Annotated in this window: 15 protein-coding genes; 6 read left to right on the forward strand and 9 right to left on the reverse strand. The window is 38.4% G+C overall.

Going from position 1 to position 13003, the window contains the following annotated elements; genetic code table 11:
* Positions 1-6: 6 nt before the first annotated feature.
* The 5 genes from MD536_RS05060 to MD536_RS05080 form a co-directional block, all read right to left on the reverse strand.
* Complete coding sequence (locus MD536_RS05060; protein ID WP_239596384.1) at positions 7-1233, reverse strand: glycosyltransferase; 1227 nt, start codon at positions 1231-1233, stop codon at positions 7-9.
* Between the two features lie 57 nt (positions 1234-1290).
* On the reverse strand, positions 1291-2103 hold the full coding sequence (locus tag MD536_RS05065) for an oxidoreductase (RefSeq protein WP_239596386.1): 813 nt from the start codon (positions 2101-2103) through the stop codon (positions 1291-1293).
* 83 nt (positions 2104-2186) lie between these two features.
* On the reverse strand, positions 2187-3011 hold the full coding sequence (locus MD536_RS05070; protein WP_239596387.1) for a helix-turn-helix domain-containing protein: 825 nt from the start codon (positions 3009-3011) through the stop codon (positions 2187-2189).
* Between the two features lie 3 nt (positions 3012-3014).
* Positions 3015-3608, reverse strand: coding sequence for a Crp/Fnr family transcriptional regulator (locus MD536_RS05075; RefSeq protein WP_239596389.1), 594 nt, complete (start codon positions 3606-3608; stop codon positions 3015-3017).
* Positions 3598-4146: an SRPBCC family protein gene (locus MD536_RS05080; RefSeq protein WP_239596391.1), complete on the reverse strand. Its 549-nt coding sequence runs from the start codon at positions 4144-4146 to the stop codon at positions 3598-3600. Before MD536_RS05080 ends, MD536_RS05075 begins: the two co-directional genes overlap by 11 nt.
* A 120-nt stretch (positions 4147-4266) precedes the next feature.
* Here MD536_RS05080 and MD536_RS05085 point away from each other — a divergent pair, with 120 nt between their 5' ends.
* Complete coding sequence (locus MD536_RS05085; protein WP_239596394.1) at positions 4267-5142, forward strand: helix-turn-helix domain-containing protein; 876 nt, start codon at positions 4267-4269, stop codon at positions 5140-5142.
* 54 nt (positions 5143-5196) lie between these two features.
* The gene (locus MD536_RS05090) at positions 5197-7023 is read left to right on the forward strand and encodes an alkaline phosphatase family protein (RefSeq protein WP_239596395.1); all 1827 of its coding nucleotides are present in this window, start codon (positions 5197-5199) and stop codon (positions 7021-7023) included.
* Positions 7024-7029: 6 nt separating this feature from the next.
* Here MD536_RS05090 and MD536_RS05095 read toward each other — a convergent pair whose 3' ends face one another.
* Complete coding sequence (locus MD536_RS05095) at positions 7030-8373, reverse strand: serine hydrolase domain-containing protein (protein ID WP_239596396.1); 1344 nt, start codon at positions 8371-8373, stop codon at positions 7030-7032.
* Between the two features lie 163 nt (positions 8374-8536).
* Here MD536_RS05095 and MD536_RS21905 point away from each other — a divergent pair, with 163 nt between their 5' ends.
* Positions 8537-8671 carry a hypothetical protein gene (locus MD536_RS21905; protein WP_262915895.1) on the forward strand — a complete coding sequence of 45 codons (135 nt, stop codon included), beginning with the start codon at positions 8537-8539 and terminating at the stop codon, positions 8669-8671.
* Positions 8672-8673: 2 nt separating this feature from the next.
* Positions 8674-8949 (forward strand): DUF2846 domain-containing protein, encoded by a 276-nt coding sequence (locus MD536_RS05100; RefSeq protein ID WP_239596398.1) that lies wholly within the window; start codon positions 8674-8676, stop codon positions 8947-8949.
* A 29-nt stretch (positions 8950-8978) separates the two neighbouring features.
* On the opposite strand, the gene MD536_RS05105 is transcribed toward MD536_RS05100, so the two are convergent.
* On the reverse strand, positions 8979-9257 hold the full coding sequence (locus MD536_RS05105; RefSeq protein ID WP_239596399.1) for a histidine kinase dimerization/phospho-acceptor domain-containing protein: 279 nt from the start codon (positions 9255-9257) through the stop codon (positions 8979-8981).
* A 181-nt stretch (positions 9258-9438) separates the two neighbouring features.
* Between MD536_RS05105 and MD536_RS05110 the strand changes: the two genes are divergently transcribed.
* Together MD536_RS05110 and MD536_RS05115 are read left to right on the forward strand one after the other, a co-directional pair.
* Positions 9439-10455, forward strand: coding sequence for a hypothetical protein (locus tag MD536_RS05110; RefSeq protein ID WP_239596400.1), 1017 nt, complete (start codon positions 9439-9441; stop codon positions 10453-10455).
* Positions 10456-10508: 53 nt separating this feature from the next.
* A complete protein-coding gene (locus MD536_RS05115; RefSeq protein ID WP_239596401.1) occupies positions 10509-11234 on the forward strand; it encodes a hypothetical protein in 726 nt (241 codons plus the stop codon).
* A 192-nt stretch (positions 11235-11426) separates the two neighbouring features.
* Here the strand turns inward: MD536_RS05115 and MD536_RS05120 are convergent, their stop codons facing one another.
* Both MD536_RS05120 and MD536_RS05125 read right to left on the reverse strand, forming a co-directional pair.
* Positions 11427-12170, reverse strand: coding sequence for a hypothetical protein (locus MD536_RS05120; protein ID WP_239596402.1), 744 nt, complete (start codon positions 12168-12170; stop codon positions 11427-11429).
* A 105-nt stretch (positions 12171-12275) separates the two neighbouring features.
* Complete coding sequence (locus tag MD536_RS05125) at positions 12276-13001, reverse strand: hypothetical protein (RefSeq protein ID WP_239596403.1); 726 nt, start codon at positions 12999-13001, stop codon at positions 12276-12278.
* Positions 13002-13003: the final 2 nt, after the last annotated feature.

Consider the following 13003-nt stretch of genomic DNA (forward strand, 5'->3'; position numbering starts at 1 on the left):
TAGGGGTTATAAACTAGTTGAAAAGTTCAGCAATCGTTGTTTCCAGCCCATTCTCCTTATTAATGACAACCTGCAATTGTTTTGCGTTGTATATAATGCCTCGTTGCTCAACAACTCGCGCACACTTTCCAAAAACTGTTTCCGACTCAATTTACTCAAAGGGATGGGCTTAACCGCCAGACCTTTCTTATATGCCTGAACTCCCCAGAACTGTTGATCCCCAATTGGATGCAAAATAGGGCAAATCAGAAAGGGTTTTCCGGCTCTTAAACATTCTGAAGTGGTTCCAATGCCCCCATGATGAATGATCGCCTTGGCCAATGGGAATAACTTTTCATAAGGAGCAGCACCAATTACTTTTACACTGGGATTATGCTCCAATCGGGTAGTTTCTTCCAGTCCCCACCCTTTTATTACGATAAACCTGCAACCAGTTTGTTCCACGGATTGAAGTATGGCATCCTGCAGATCAAACTTGCTTTTAAATGGCATACTGCCAAAAGTCAACACCAATGGTGGATTTCCGGCTTGAATAAAATCTAACAGGTCTTTTGAGAGTTCTTCCTTTGCCACCCCATACCAAAAGCCGGTAAAACTAGATTGAGCCGGAAAGTCTTTCGGCACGGGTAAAAACCCCGGACTAATTCCGTATATATTTTTAACTGCTGGCACCTTAAATTTTTTAGGCAGATTAAATTTTGTACGAAACTTACCAATAGGGTTGGACAACAACCTAATACTTAAATTGGAAAAGGTATAGCTGATCCGGTTAAGAAAGGATGGAATAGGTAACCCACTAAATGCCGGGTTTGCAAATTCCGTTGTGGGTTCAACAATTGGCAAAACAGAAGCACGGATCATTTTATGCGGAAACTGATCAGCAAAACTATCAGCCAATGTTTTTACATGATACAAAACCAGGTCGCTTTCTTTTGCCAGTTGATAAAATTCAATAAGGGAATTAGTGATAAGCGGATAAATCCAGGTGTTTAAATTACGCTGGATCACAAAAGGATTCCCTTTCATCATTTTTTTGCCCTCCTCTGAATTTAAGACCTCCTGAAAATCTGCCTCAACCGGTACAAAATCGATTCCATAGGTCCGAACCAGTTGTTCAAAATTTTTAGCTGTAGCCAGGCTAACTTCATGCCCCTGTTCTTTAAGTGCCTGTCCTAATACAGCATAGGGCTGAACGTCTCCACGGGTACCCATGGTTAAAATGGCGATTTTCAAGGTGTATAAGTTTGAGAATTGAGTCGTTAGTAAAGATACACCCGAATTATAGTTTCTTTATTTCATTTGACTTAAAATAACAGTATCAAAAACTTGATCGGATAATAATTTTCGGGCAACTACCGCCATCTTAGCATTATATCCACCAACGTACCGGAATTTTGGCTTTTTACTTTCAATACCCTTGAGAATCAATTTAGCAATTACTTCCGGCTCACTGTTGTTCTTACTTGATTTTTCTAAAAACTGCGCAAACTTATCTACCCCCTCTTTATACACAGAATCAATTGAGCTTTTCTTGAGATTGTCAATTGTTATGCTTGCCCATTCCGATTTCACTCCCCCTGGCTCAACTACAATTACATCTATTCCAAATTGCTTTACCTCATTGCGTAAACTATCACTCAGCGCCTCCAATGCAAATTTACTGGCATGATACCATCCTCCATATGGAGTCGCAAATTTCCCCCCAATGGAAGATATATTGACTATTTTTCCAAATTTGTTTTCTCTCATTTTGGGTAAAACCAATTGCATTAGTCGGGCCGCACTAAATAAATTCACTTCTAACTGTCTTTTGGCATCTTCCATAGCTACATCTTCGATTGCACCATAGCCCCCATATCCGGCATTGTTAATAAGAATATCGATCTGTTTTTCCTTTTTAAGAATTTGATGTATACCAAAATTCAATGAAAAATCATCCGTTACATCCATTCCAATTATTCTAATTCCCCAATATTCAAGTTCCTTCATTTTTTCAATTCGTCTGGCAGCAGCATATACTATATAGTTGTTTTGAGCTAGTAAAATGGCAGTAGTTTTTCCAATACCTGTTGAAGCTCCAGTAATAAGGACAACTTTGTTCATAGTAATTTTGTATTTGTTTGAGATTTTTATAATACAAAACTACTTACTTCACCTACCCTACTGTTTTTCTCAATAGCTCAATATCACTTTGCTGAATAGCTCATTTCAAGCTTAGAAGGATTATACCCAAAATGTTGCTTGAAAGATCTTGAAAAATGGGAAAGATTCTCAAAACCTACCTCCAGGTATACGTCAGACGGTTTTTGTTTTTTTTGACTGATAAGGAAGTGAGCTTCTTTCAATCTTTTTTCCAACAGCCATTTCTGAGGGGTCGTTCCAAGGAGCCGTTGAAAATCTCTTTTAAAAGTAGCCAGACTTCTTCCGGTTAAATAAGCAAATCGTTCCAATGGAATATTGAAAACATAATTTTTTTGCATGTAATCAACAAGATCTAATTTACCCTGTACTGCAAAGTTTGCCAGTTGATTGTCAACTCCAGCATCAACTGTCCGCAATACAGTTATTGCTTCTTGTAATTTTAAATCCGTTAGTAAGGATGGTAGATTAACCTGATCTAATTGGTAATATGGAAGAATAGAATCAAAAAGACTGTTAAGCAAGGGATGTTTACTGAGTTTGTGAACTTCAAATACAGGCTTAACAATAGTATTAAAATTCATGGAAAGATAATACTTCTCTAAAAAAACCTGAGAGAATGCAATAGCAACTGAAGTAAATGGCTTGTCCTTAGCGGGATATTTTACAAATTTTGCCAACATATTTCTGTAAAACAAGGCAGTCTCACCTTCTTGAACCAAATAACTGCCATTGCCATCCGTAACACTCAAGCTACCGGAATAAATGTGTATCACAACTGTCTCAGCAATATTATTTTCAACAGTTTTATATTCTTGTTCTGTACAAGAGAAAAAAATATTTGACTTTTGATTGTATTGTATAGAATTCATTTATTAATCCCTTATCCTGTTTTTAGATAATGTTGCCCGTAATCTGCTCAGTGAGGATTTTGTCACTCCTATATAGGATGCAATATATTGCAATGGAACTCTGTTAGCGATACAAGGAAATTTTTCTAAAAAATAAGAGTATCGTTCAGTTGCATTTTGAGGCATCATAATACTTACCCTTGCTACTTTATCAGATAATGCTTTTACTGTTATTTTTGAAATAATTGCATCCCATCTGGTAATGGTATTCGATAATACCTCCATTGATGCCTTAGTCAAAATAAGAATTTGCGAATCCGTTACAGCCTGTATATATTCTGTTGTCGGTATGCCGGTGTTATAACTATTCAGATCTACCAAAAAATTTTGTTCATCAAGAAAATACCTTGTGATCTCATTTCCATTATGATCATAATAACATACCCTGATTACGCCGCTTAAAATGAAACCAATTTCACGTGACACAGCCCCTGCAGTAAGAAAGTATTCTCCCTCTTTATAAGATTTAAAAGAGAGTACGCTTTTTATTAATTCAATCTGCTGCTTTGTTAACATATCATATTGCAGCAGGTAATCAATGAATTGTTCATTTTCCATTGGACAACTCTTTATACATCGCTTCCGCCTGTCTTTTCATTTCAGCCAATGTATCACGCATCCAAAATTGATGGGTCCGCTTTATATACCGTTTAATCAGCCATTTAAAGATAAGGTTCTTTTGATCAAATCCATATGTCCATACAATTCTGGTTTTATTATCGGGGAGTTGAAAATGACTGAAATTTCCCCTTGCGCGCCTTGCTACCCGTTTTAAATCAATTTCTAATTCGGTCAACTCATAAGTAAATCTTCCAGGTTTTTGCCACTCAAGAATTGATTCCAATAAGGTTTTTCCATTATCAAATATTACCCGACGGCTTTCGCCAACGGTTGTAAAGGCTCCCTTAACTGGTATGGTTTTAATAATTTTTGGCAGGTTCTCGTAATTGCCTGTACTCCCAATTTCTTCCAGGTTAAGTTTAAATGATAAGTCCCAATACATTTCAATGGGAATATTTATCGTGTCTTCAACGCTGTGTTTTATCCATTTTTCAGGAATTTGTGCTGCTATTTGAGTGGAAATCATGGTTGTCATAATAAAAAAAATAGTTTTATTGATCATTGATTAGTTTTTGTATCATACAAACTTCAACCAAGTAAAAATGAATTGAGTTGTCATTTGACAATAATTCCGGGCTGCTTTTATCTTTACTAAATGAAAACATTCCATTTCCTTAAAAATAAATACGGAGCGGAAATCCTCATGGATATAGGCAAGTATAAAGATATCCCCGCCTATTATTTTGAGCACGACTTACATACCACAGATTTTTACGAGATTGTTTTTTTTCTGAAAGGGAATGGTTACCTGGAACTGGATAACCAGCAACTAAAACTAAAGAATCATACCATCCTCTTCCTCTCTCCTTTTCAAAAAAGACGCTGGTTCGTCGATAAAAGCAAAATAGATTGTTACTTTTTACTATTCCAGGATGGATTTCTCTCGACCTTTTTCTCAGACAAACTATTCACCTATAAACTTCAGTTTTTCTATAATAAATCCAACCCTTTATTCCTTCAGCCAGCACCAGAATTTATCCATCAGTTGCACAGCCTACTGCAGGATTTACAAGCGGAAATCAAACAATATCGTCCCGATAGCGAACACATGACCCGCTCTATCCTCTATTATCTCTTAATCAAACTGAACAGGGCTTATGCCACCCAATACCAGCTTTCTTCACAAATGGAAGGCAATACCATTGCGGTCGCGTTTAAAAAGCTACTGCAGGAACAATTAACTAAAAACAGAGGAATTGATTATTATGCCCAACAGCTGGGAATCAGCCGCATTTCTCTGAATACCCAAATCAAAAAACAATTTGGTATTACCGTTTCTGAAATGATTCAGGAATACACCATAGCGGAAATCAAATCAAAACTAACCTACACGAATCTCAGCATTAAAGAAATTTCAGCGCATTTGAATTTTTCCGAGCCACAGCATTTAACGCGTTTCTTTAAAAATGCAACGGGACTATCACCTAACGAATTCAGAAACACTTATCAAAATGGTAGGTCTGTTTCCTGATTGGTAGGTTTCAAACTCCATATTTCAAGGAAGTTTGCTGACATAACTATTGTTATGATTCGTTCTCTTTTCGTTATTCTACTGTTAGTACAGCTAACTTCTTTTGCCCAGCTTACCAAACCCCGCGTTGTTTTGATTTCCATAGATGGACTACCAGACTATCTGTTAGACCACCATCTCGACCATGGCCTGCTACCTGCTAACGGAGCATTTGCCACCATCCGAAAGAAGGGTGCCTATGCGGAAACAGTTTTACCTGTCAATATTGCTTCCACCGGCCCTTCTCATATTTCCATTTTTACTGGTGCCAGTCCCGCTCAAACAGGCATTGTTGGCAACAGTTTCCGACAGCTCAACCAGTCCTGGAACGCCCCCTCCCTATCCGCTTTCCGGCATCCAATAGCAGCTGAGACCATTTTTCAGGCAGCCATGCGGCAGGGTAAAAAAGTGATGGTACTGGGTGGTGTGGGCGTTGACAATAGCCATGTTTCCAGGATGACTAACTACTTTCTGATGTATCCAATCAAAACCGGCGCTTCCCAATCAGTCAATTTCCTACCTTCCCACCCAAGGCAAACAGTTCTTCTTAAAGTAAGTAGTGCCTATACAATACCCTTGTATTGCTATTTAACTGATTCTGCTTTTAATGAGGCTAATATCCTTCGGCCAGGAAAGCAACTGCTTATTGATACTGATACAAATCCAACTAACGGGCATGTAGCTGCGCTGGTGGCTGATACCTGGACCACACTGCAATTTCAGCATCAGGAAAAACGATATTCCACATCGTTGCGATTTCAGCTACTGGATGAAGACACTCAAGCGTACCAATTATTTATAAATGCACCGGCCGAAGTGGTACTGTATCCGCAAAGTTTTCAAGAACAGGTACAATCAACCTGTGGTTGCTGGCCCGGTGAGCCGGAGAACCTAAAACAAACAGCCGGACTTATATCCGAAGCCACCTGGTTTGAACAGGTAGACCAATTGGCGCTCTATTTTAAAAATTGCATCCTGGCAGGAATGAAAGCAGCGGACTGGGATTTATTCTTTGGATATTTTTCTACGCTCGATGATGTTCAGCACAGGTACACCTTGCGGCATCCGCGTCAACTGGATTATTCGGCGGAAAATGGGAAGCGGGTAGAACGGTATGCTGCTTATGTGACAAAATACCTACAACTAATCGACCGATACCTGTTGGAAATTATGCAGGCTGTGCCAGCGGGAACAACTATTATGATAGTTTCAGATCATGGCATGATACCGGTTCACAGCACCTTGTTACTCTCCAATTACCTGGAAAAGGAAAAGTTCTCTGTATCCAGGGGGGAACTGAAAGTGATTTCAAGTGGCAATTCAGCGCATATTTACCTGAATAAGGAAATGATTCCGGAAACGCAACGCAAGCAGTACCTGGAACGATTACACAACCTGTTGAAAAGACTCAAAGATTCCGTAACCGGTCTATCAATTTTTGAGCTGGTCGCCAACCAGGAAGAACAAAAAAAGTATGGGCTCTACCATCCTACCCATTCCGGTGAGCTGTTTGTGAGTTGCAAAAGCGGTTATTCTATATCCGACAGATTACTGCCTGAGGTTCCTTACCTGGTTAACAATAGCTTTGATCTAAGTTTGGTAGCTGACCAACAACTAGCCACCCGCAACTTTCTAGAAAAAGGAACCATGAATGAAACCGGAAGAGGGGTTCATGGAAATCTGGCTTCCTTACGAGAAGGGCAGTCTGTATTTTATGCTTTAGGTCCAAGTGTTCCATCAAAAAAACTTAAACCGATAAGCGCCTTACAAATTGCTCCCACCATCGCCCGGATCTTAGGCATAGAACCACCCCTGCAAGCAAAAGCAAAAGTGATTTGGTAATTGTGTTTAAGGACGAAGCGTAGCTTTTGTTTTCACGCCTCCTTCAATCAGGTAAACCTGTTGAATTTTTCGGTTTGCATCAAATGCGTACTCAAGTTGGATATCAATATCAGGTTCCGAAACGAATAATTTATTCTTTGATTCAGGTCGCAGTTCCAACTCTCTTCCCATATTCAGCTGCAGTCTTCCCTCCTTTTCAACAACTTCAAAAGGAAAAGGCGCTTCAAACTTAGCTTCAAAGTCCTTCAGTTTGGGAATGTTTATCCTTTTGTGCTTGTAAGGAATAACAATTTGTTTATCAAATAATATACCCGCAAGGCCCTTTGCAAAAAAGTCAAGATTTGTTTCCCGGTTTGAAAGAATTATAATCGAGCTTTTATTGTGTGGGAAATACATCATGGTAGAACTGTAGCCGGGGATATTTCCATTGTGTAAATAGACCTTATGGTCCATAAAATTATCTACAAAAATACCGTATCCTGCACCTCTCCCAGGCTGATTGGGTGTGTGCATTTTGGTATAGGATTCACGTTTCAACAATTTTCCACCATGTAGTGCCTGATTCCAACTAAATAAGTCTTTTACAGTTGAAACCAATCCCCCGTGACTATGGACATAGCTATACGGTACATTAGATTCTGTCCTTAATAGGGGAAAAATTCCGCTATATCCGTAGGCTTTATTGGGAAGGATGGAATCCTGGTATAAAACCCTGCTCTGCTTCATATTCAGCTCTTTGAAAAATGTTGCTTTAATATACCGGTCATATTGTTCATCAGTGATGAGTTCCAATATGTAACCAAGTAACACATAATTCGTATTGCTGTAGCCCCAAAAGCTGCCTGGCGTAAAATTTAATGGCAGCTTTTTAATAAGATTAATAATGGTATCTCGTAAAACCTCATGTGGATAGGAAAACTCCCGGTCAAATAGTTCAGGATACTGAGAAAAATCTTTTATGCCAGCTGTATGATTCAGCAACATATGAATGGTAATGCTATCACCTCTTGGGAAGTCGGGAAAGAATTTGACAATCGGATCGTTTAAGGACAGCATTCCCTGTTCCACCAATTGCAAAATCGCCACTGCAGTAAATTGCTTGGTCAAAGAAGCAATAGGAAATTTTGAATAGGTTGTATTGGGGACAGACCATTCCCGGTTGGCTGACCCAAACCCATTCTGGTAAATGATTTTACTGTCCTTTGAAATCAGAACAGCACCATTAAAATTATACGTTTTTGCATACGCTGAAGCGTACTTGTCCAGTAATAGCTGTTCCTTGGTTTTGGTTTGACTGCTAAGGGACAAGGCAGTCACAAAACACAAAAAGACGAGTAGAATTTTCTTCATATAAGGGGTTGCAGTCAAAACGATACAGATTGTAAAAATATTGTAAACTGGTTATTGGGAACAGAAAACAATCGTTCACGAAAAAGACCCCTAATGGCCAAATTTATTAAACAAGAAAAGCACTTTGACTGCCCTCCAATTATTTTCAGTTCAAACAAAGGTTATGAAATTCCTGCTGAGAATCGTTTTCTTCTTAAGTTTTTCCATCAACGGTCAGGCACAAACAGAAACGGCTAAAATTTATCTCATCCGGGAGGGTATGCATGAAGGATCTGCTGTCCCCCTGCTCCATTTTTAAAGATGAGGAACTTGCTCTGTAAGCTGAATAACAAACGATATTCTACACACGATGTGGCACCCGGCAACTATACCTTCCATACACAATGGAATGGTAAAAAACCCAACAAAGATAAAAGAGGAGATATTCAGATTACATTGGAAGCCGGCAAAACCTACTACATCAAATTCAACTCCGTTGCCAAGGCCTTCAATGGTTACATAGGTCTGATTGAAGTAACGGAAAATACCTTCAAAACAGTGGAGCCCTTACTTAAGATCGATGATAAATGTCTGTAATAAAGAAGAAGTGCCCTTGCCTTTTGATATTAGACAATGGCTTGTTTTTCTTCACAAAAGATAAGTAGGCTGTTAATTAATTTCTCTATTTTAAGTGAAGATTTGCCGATGATGGAAAGAAACATTTCTTTATCTTCTTTGCATGACAAATCTCCCAGCAAGCCTATAGCTAAATTGATACTAGTCAATGGATTACGAACCTCTTGCAGAATGGTTACAACTGACGCATCATTAGCCACTAACTTTTGAGATACCCAATCTTCAACTTTCCCAAACTTGTCTATTTGGGTAAGTTTATCCCTTTTCATTTTCGGCTGGTTTAACCTAAGTTACCATTATTTAAAGGAAATCGCTATTAATTTAAATCATGGCAGTTTATGATTTTGGTAACAAGGCGAATACCCTTTCCCATCTGGCTCCCCCTGGATTTTACCTTTAGGTAACTTATTGAATTACCGTAAGTTCTACCTTGATAAAAATTGTACTTTAATGGCACTAAGGAGTATCATCCGGAATGGAATTCTGTTACTAATTCTATTAAGCTGCTCTAGTTACTCTTTTAGCTATTCTCCCCCTTTGATGCGTTATCAGGATAAGATACGGATTCGGGAAGCCATTCTGATTTCAGAACAGTATGGAGAGCAGATTTGGAAAAACCTGGAGCAATTGCCTTTTGTAGTATTGCTGGTATCAGACAATACAGAATTTTTGGTTAATCATCCCTACCCTTCCTCTGATTTTCAGCTTTCGGAAAATGACACCATTTTAAAAACAAAAATTTATTTCCGAAGCAGACGATTCTCAGATAAACTTCTGGCAACCTTTCCGGCCGTTAAAGGAGTACCATGCATCGTTATTGGATTACCTGAAAAAACAAATAAATCATCCAGTGAATGGACCATCACATTATTACATGAACATTTTCATCAGTATCAATTTTCGTCAAAGGGGTATTACCAGGATATTGAAGGATTGAATTTATCCCGCGGCGACTCAACCGGTAGTTGGCAATTAAATTATCCCTTCCCTTATGAGGATGAAAAAATCGCCATTCAATTTAACCGATTTAGAACTGCTTTGCAGGAAGCTGTTTTGAATAGAATGAATAAAAGCTTTAACCGGTATTTCAAAAATTACCGGAAAGAAAGGGACAAGTTGAAATCGATTCTCAAACCTGCTGATTATAACTACTTATCCTTTCAGATTTGGCAGGAAGGTATTGCCAGGTATACTGAATATAAATTTCTAACCTTGCTGGATGACTACACTCCTTCTACTGAAATGAAATCGCTTACTGACTTTATCCCTTTTTCTGACCTGAGGAATAAACTCTTCAAAAATGAAACAGGCTTTCTAAATAAAATGAGCCTATCGGCAGATAAAAGAGTTTGTTTTTATTCAATCGGATTTGCCGAAGCATTATTACTTGATAAAGAAAATGAACATTGGCGACAACACTATATGACTGATAAATTTTTTATCGAAAACTATTTCCGAAAATTATAAAATGAATGTAACAAAAATGGAGTTGTATCGTCCTAGAAAAAACCTATTGAAACATGGACAATACATCCCTCCAAAACGAACTGATCAAATTAAAAAGATCGCATGCACGAACTAAGCAACTCTATTTGGGATCCTTACTTTTAATGGTTATTGCAATAGTAACGGTATCCTTTACTAAACTCAATCGATTTGATCTCATACGTGCAAAAGGTATCATCATAGAAGATGCCAATGGAAAAGATCGAATTTTAATAGGAGCACCTGTCCCCTTTTCCAAAAACCGGGTACGAACAGATACCGCATTGGTAAGAAAACATTGGGCCAGCCAATTCGATGACCCCAATCAATATATGGGATGGTATAAAAAGTATAAAAACTCTTCCAATGGCATCATCTTTATGAATGAAGAAGGATTTGATGAGGTATTGATTGGAGAAAATTTAGCGGATGCCAATGTGGGTGTGCGGATGTACGAAATATCAGGTATCCTCTTTAACAATAAAAAAGGATGGGAACGCGGTGGCGCCGGAGTTAATACCAGCGCAGATGGCAAAACCCGGCAAGGTGTTGGTTTTGATGATGAATCTGGAGAAGCTATGCACATGGTAACCCTGGAAGATGGCAGTAAAGCGCTCATCATAGCGGACGAAAAAGGAAGTCTACGGATTGGTATGTCTCAGAAACCTGGGGAACTCTTCCAAAACAAAGAATCTTTTACTGGAATCAAGTATTTCAACAACAAGGGAAAACTGGTCTGGGAACAGCAGATGAAACCATAAATAGTACAGTTTAATCAATTCCCAGATCAGCTGTAAACGATTTTTCAGGAGTGAATTCATAATAGTTCACTCCTGTTTTATTGACCGTGATAGAACACACTGCTTCATAGATCTCATAGCACAAATAGCATCTATAAATTGATTTACAGTTACTAAATCCAGTCTACACTATCGAGCGCCATAATACCATTTTTATGCCATAACTGCAACCAGGTTTAATGCTTGTTTTGCCAGCTTACGCTCACCATCTAATTTTACTTTGTCTATTACCTGTTCTGGCCTCCAACTTTTTGAAAACAACTTCCAGGCTGTTTCAGGATCAATTAAGAGTTTAGCGTTTGCCTGGAGGTTGTTGCTTTTATCCAGATTCCAGCCATTTTCTGTTTTGATGATACTCCAAATTCCACCTATATCTGTTGCGACTTCAATGGAAACAACTGTTCCGGTTTCTGCATTTACATCCCTGAAGGTATGTGGCAAGGCAAATATTAAGGTATCGATAAATGGATAAAACAATTCCCTGGTCATAATACCTGTTTTGCCAACGGCATCGCGGATTTGTTGTTGATGTAAAAACTTTTCCGTGTATTCTCTGGCTATATGAAACCAGTTGGGAGAAGTTGCTTGTCCCGCCCAGGCAACAGAAAATATGGCGTCATCAAAAGGTGAAAGTGTTTTCAAATGTTCATAATATGCTTTCCCTGTACTCTCTAAAAGATCCGTAATTACCTGCGGACTTAATCTTTTAGTTGCATTAGTCCAGGACATATTTAATTGATTCAGAAAATCTACAAGGTCTTGATACGAGTGAATATTTTCAGGTTTTTCCCCGAAATAATTATCTCTTGAAGTAGATAAGCCTCTTAAATTACCATCCAGCAAATGAGCCGCCACATCCTTTACCTTCCAATGTTTGGCAACTGTTTGCATATTCATTCATCTGCTGTTAATGATTGTAAAAGCTCCATCAGTTTTGCGTCCAGAATAGGAAAAAGATGAAGGGTCTCCAAAATGGAAATGCTCATATTATTGTTCTTTAGTTCACCTAATCTGATCAACTTTTAACTGCTGCTCAATCATCTGTAAAACAACCGAAACTTTTTCAGCATAAGCTTTGTCGTTTTCTTCATTTTTGAAGTATTCTTCTTCAAGTAAGTTAATAAGGTTCTCCACATCAATCATACTTCTTAACGCTGCTGCAGCATTCTCCTGATTGAGAATCAGCTTTAGATCCAGAATCTGGTTACCATAATAAAAGAAAAACAATACAAAATTTTTTAATCCATTTTCCGAATGAACTACATCCCATAGTTGGATTAACTGTTCGATTCCAAAAAAATGAAGATAATCTTCCAGATCACTGGTGCTTATATCAGATTCAGATTTATTTACAAATTCGCACCAATCTGCGAGTACAAAATCCCTGATTGCCTGCACTTCATTTATTGGCCAATCCTGCCAGTTTGCATACAACAGCTTAGCACTGATATCATACAGATCATTGAGTGCACTTTTTCTTTTAGTTGCGTATATTTCAAAATATCGGGGCAGGAAATGCTTGTAATGCTCTAATTCTCCAATGGTAAAGAGCGCACTACCATGATAAGCCGCCAAATCTGCTTCTTCCAGTTGCCTTAGGGGTTTGGAATACAATCTTTTTACATCCTCCGGATCAATACATCCACAATCACAATACTCCATCCCAGAGGCGGTGTATTGGCTGAATACATCATACAAACTTTCTATTCCATCTTTTAGAGGCTTCATAT

The organism is Flavihumibacter cheonanensis, from assembly GCF_022352215.1.
Classification (GTDB): Bacteria; Bacteroidota; Bacteroidia; order Chitinophagales; family Chitinophagaceae; genus Flavihumibacter; species Flavihumibacter cheonanensis.

What these genes read in the sequence shown, in the direction of transcription:
- MD536_RS21905 (WP_262915895.1), top strand. Translation starts at nt 8,537, where the DNA reads ATGAAATTCCTGCTGAGAATCGTTTTCTTCTTAAGTTTTTCCATCAAC.
- MD536_RS05095 (WP_239596396.1), bottom strand. Translation starts at nt 8,373, where the DNA reads ATGAAGAAAATTCTACTCGTCTTTTTGTGTTTTGTGACTGCCTTGTCC.
- MD536_RS05115 (WP_239596401.1), top strand. Translation starts at nt 10,509, where the DNA reads ATGGACAATACATCCCTCCAAAACGAACTGATCAAATTAAAAAGATCG.
- MD536_RS05090 (WP_239596395.1), top strand. Translation starts at nt 5,197, where the DNA reads ATGATTCGTTCTCTTTTCGTTATTCTACTGTTAGTACAGCTAACTTCT.
- MD536_RS05065 (WP_239596386.1), bottom strand. Translation starts at nt 2,103, where the DNA reads ATGAACAAAGTTGTCCTTATTACTGGAGCTTCAACAGGTATTGGAAAA.
- MD536_RS05100 (WP_239596398.1), top strand. Translation starts at nt 8,674, where the DNA reads ATGAGGAACTTGCTCTGTAAGCTGAATAACAAACGATATTCTACACAC.
- MD536_RS05080 (WP_239596391.1), bottom strand. Translation starts at nt 4,146, where the DNA reads ATGACAACCATGATTTCCACTCAAATAGCAGCACAAATTCCTGAAAAA.
- MD536_RS05120 (WP_239596402.1), bottom strand. Translation starts at nt 12,170, where the DNA reads ATGAATATGCAAACAGTTGCCAAACATTGGAAGGTAAAGGATGTGGCG.
- MD536_RS05085 (WP_239596394.1), top strand. Translation starts at nt 4,267, where the DNA reads ATGAAAACATTCCATTTCCTTAAAAATAAATACGGAGCGGAAATCCTC.
- MD536_RS05075 (WP_239596389.1), bottom strand. Translation starts at nt 3,608, where the DNA reads ATGGAAAATGAACAATTCATTGATTACCTGCTGCAATATGATATGTTA.
- MD536_RS05070 (WP_239596387.1), bottom strand. Translation starts at nt 3,011, where the DNA reads ATGAATTCTATACAATACAATCAAAAGTCAAATATTTTTTTCTCTTGT.
- MD536_RS05125 (WP_239596403.1), bottom strand. Translation starts at nt 13,001, where the DNA reads ATGAAGCCTCTAAAAGATGGAATAGAAAGTTTGTATGATGTATTCAGC.
- MD536_RS05105 (WP_239596399.1), bottom strand. Translation starts at nt 9,257, where the DNA reads ATGAAAAGGGATAAACTTACCCAAATAGACAAGTTTGGGAAAGTTGAA.
- MD536_RS05110 (WP_239596400.1), top strand. Translation starts at nt 9,439, where the DNA reads ATGGCACTAAGGAGTATCATCCGGAATGGAATTCTGTTACTAATTCTA.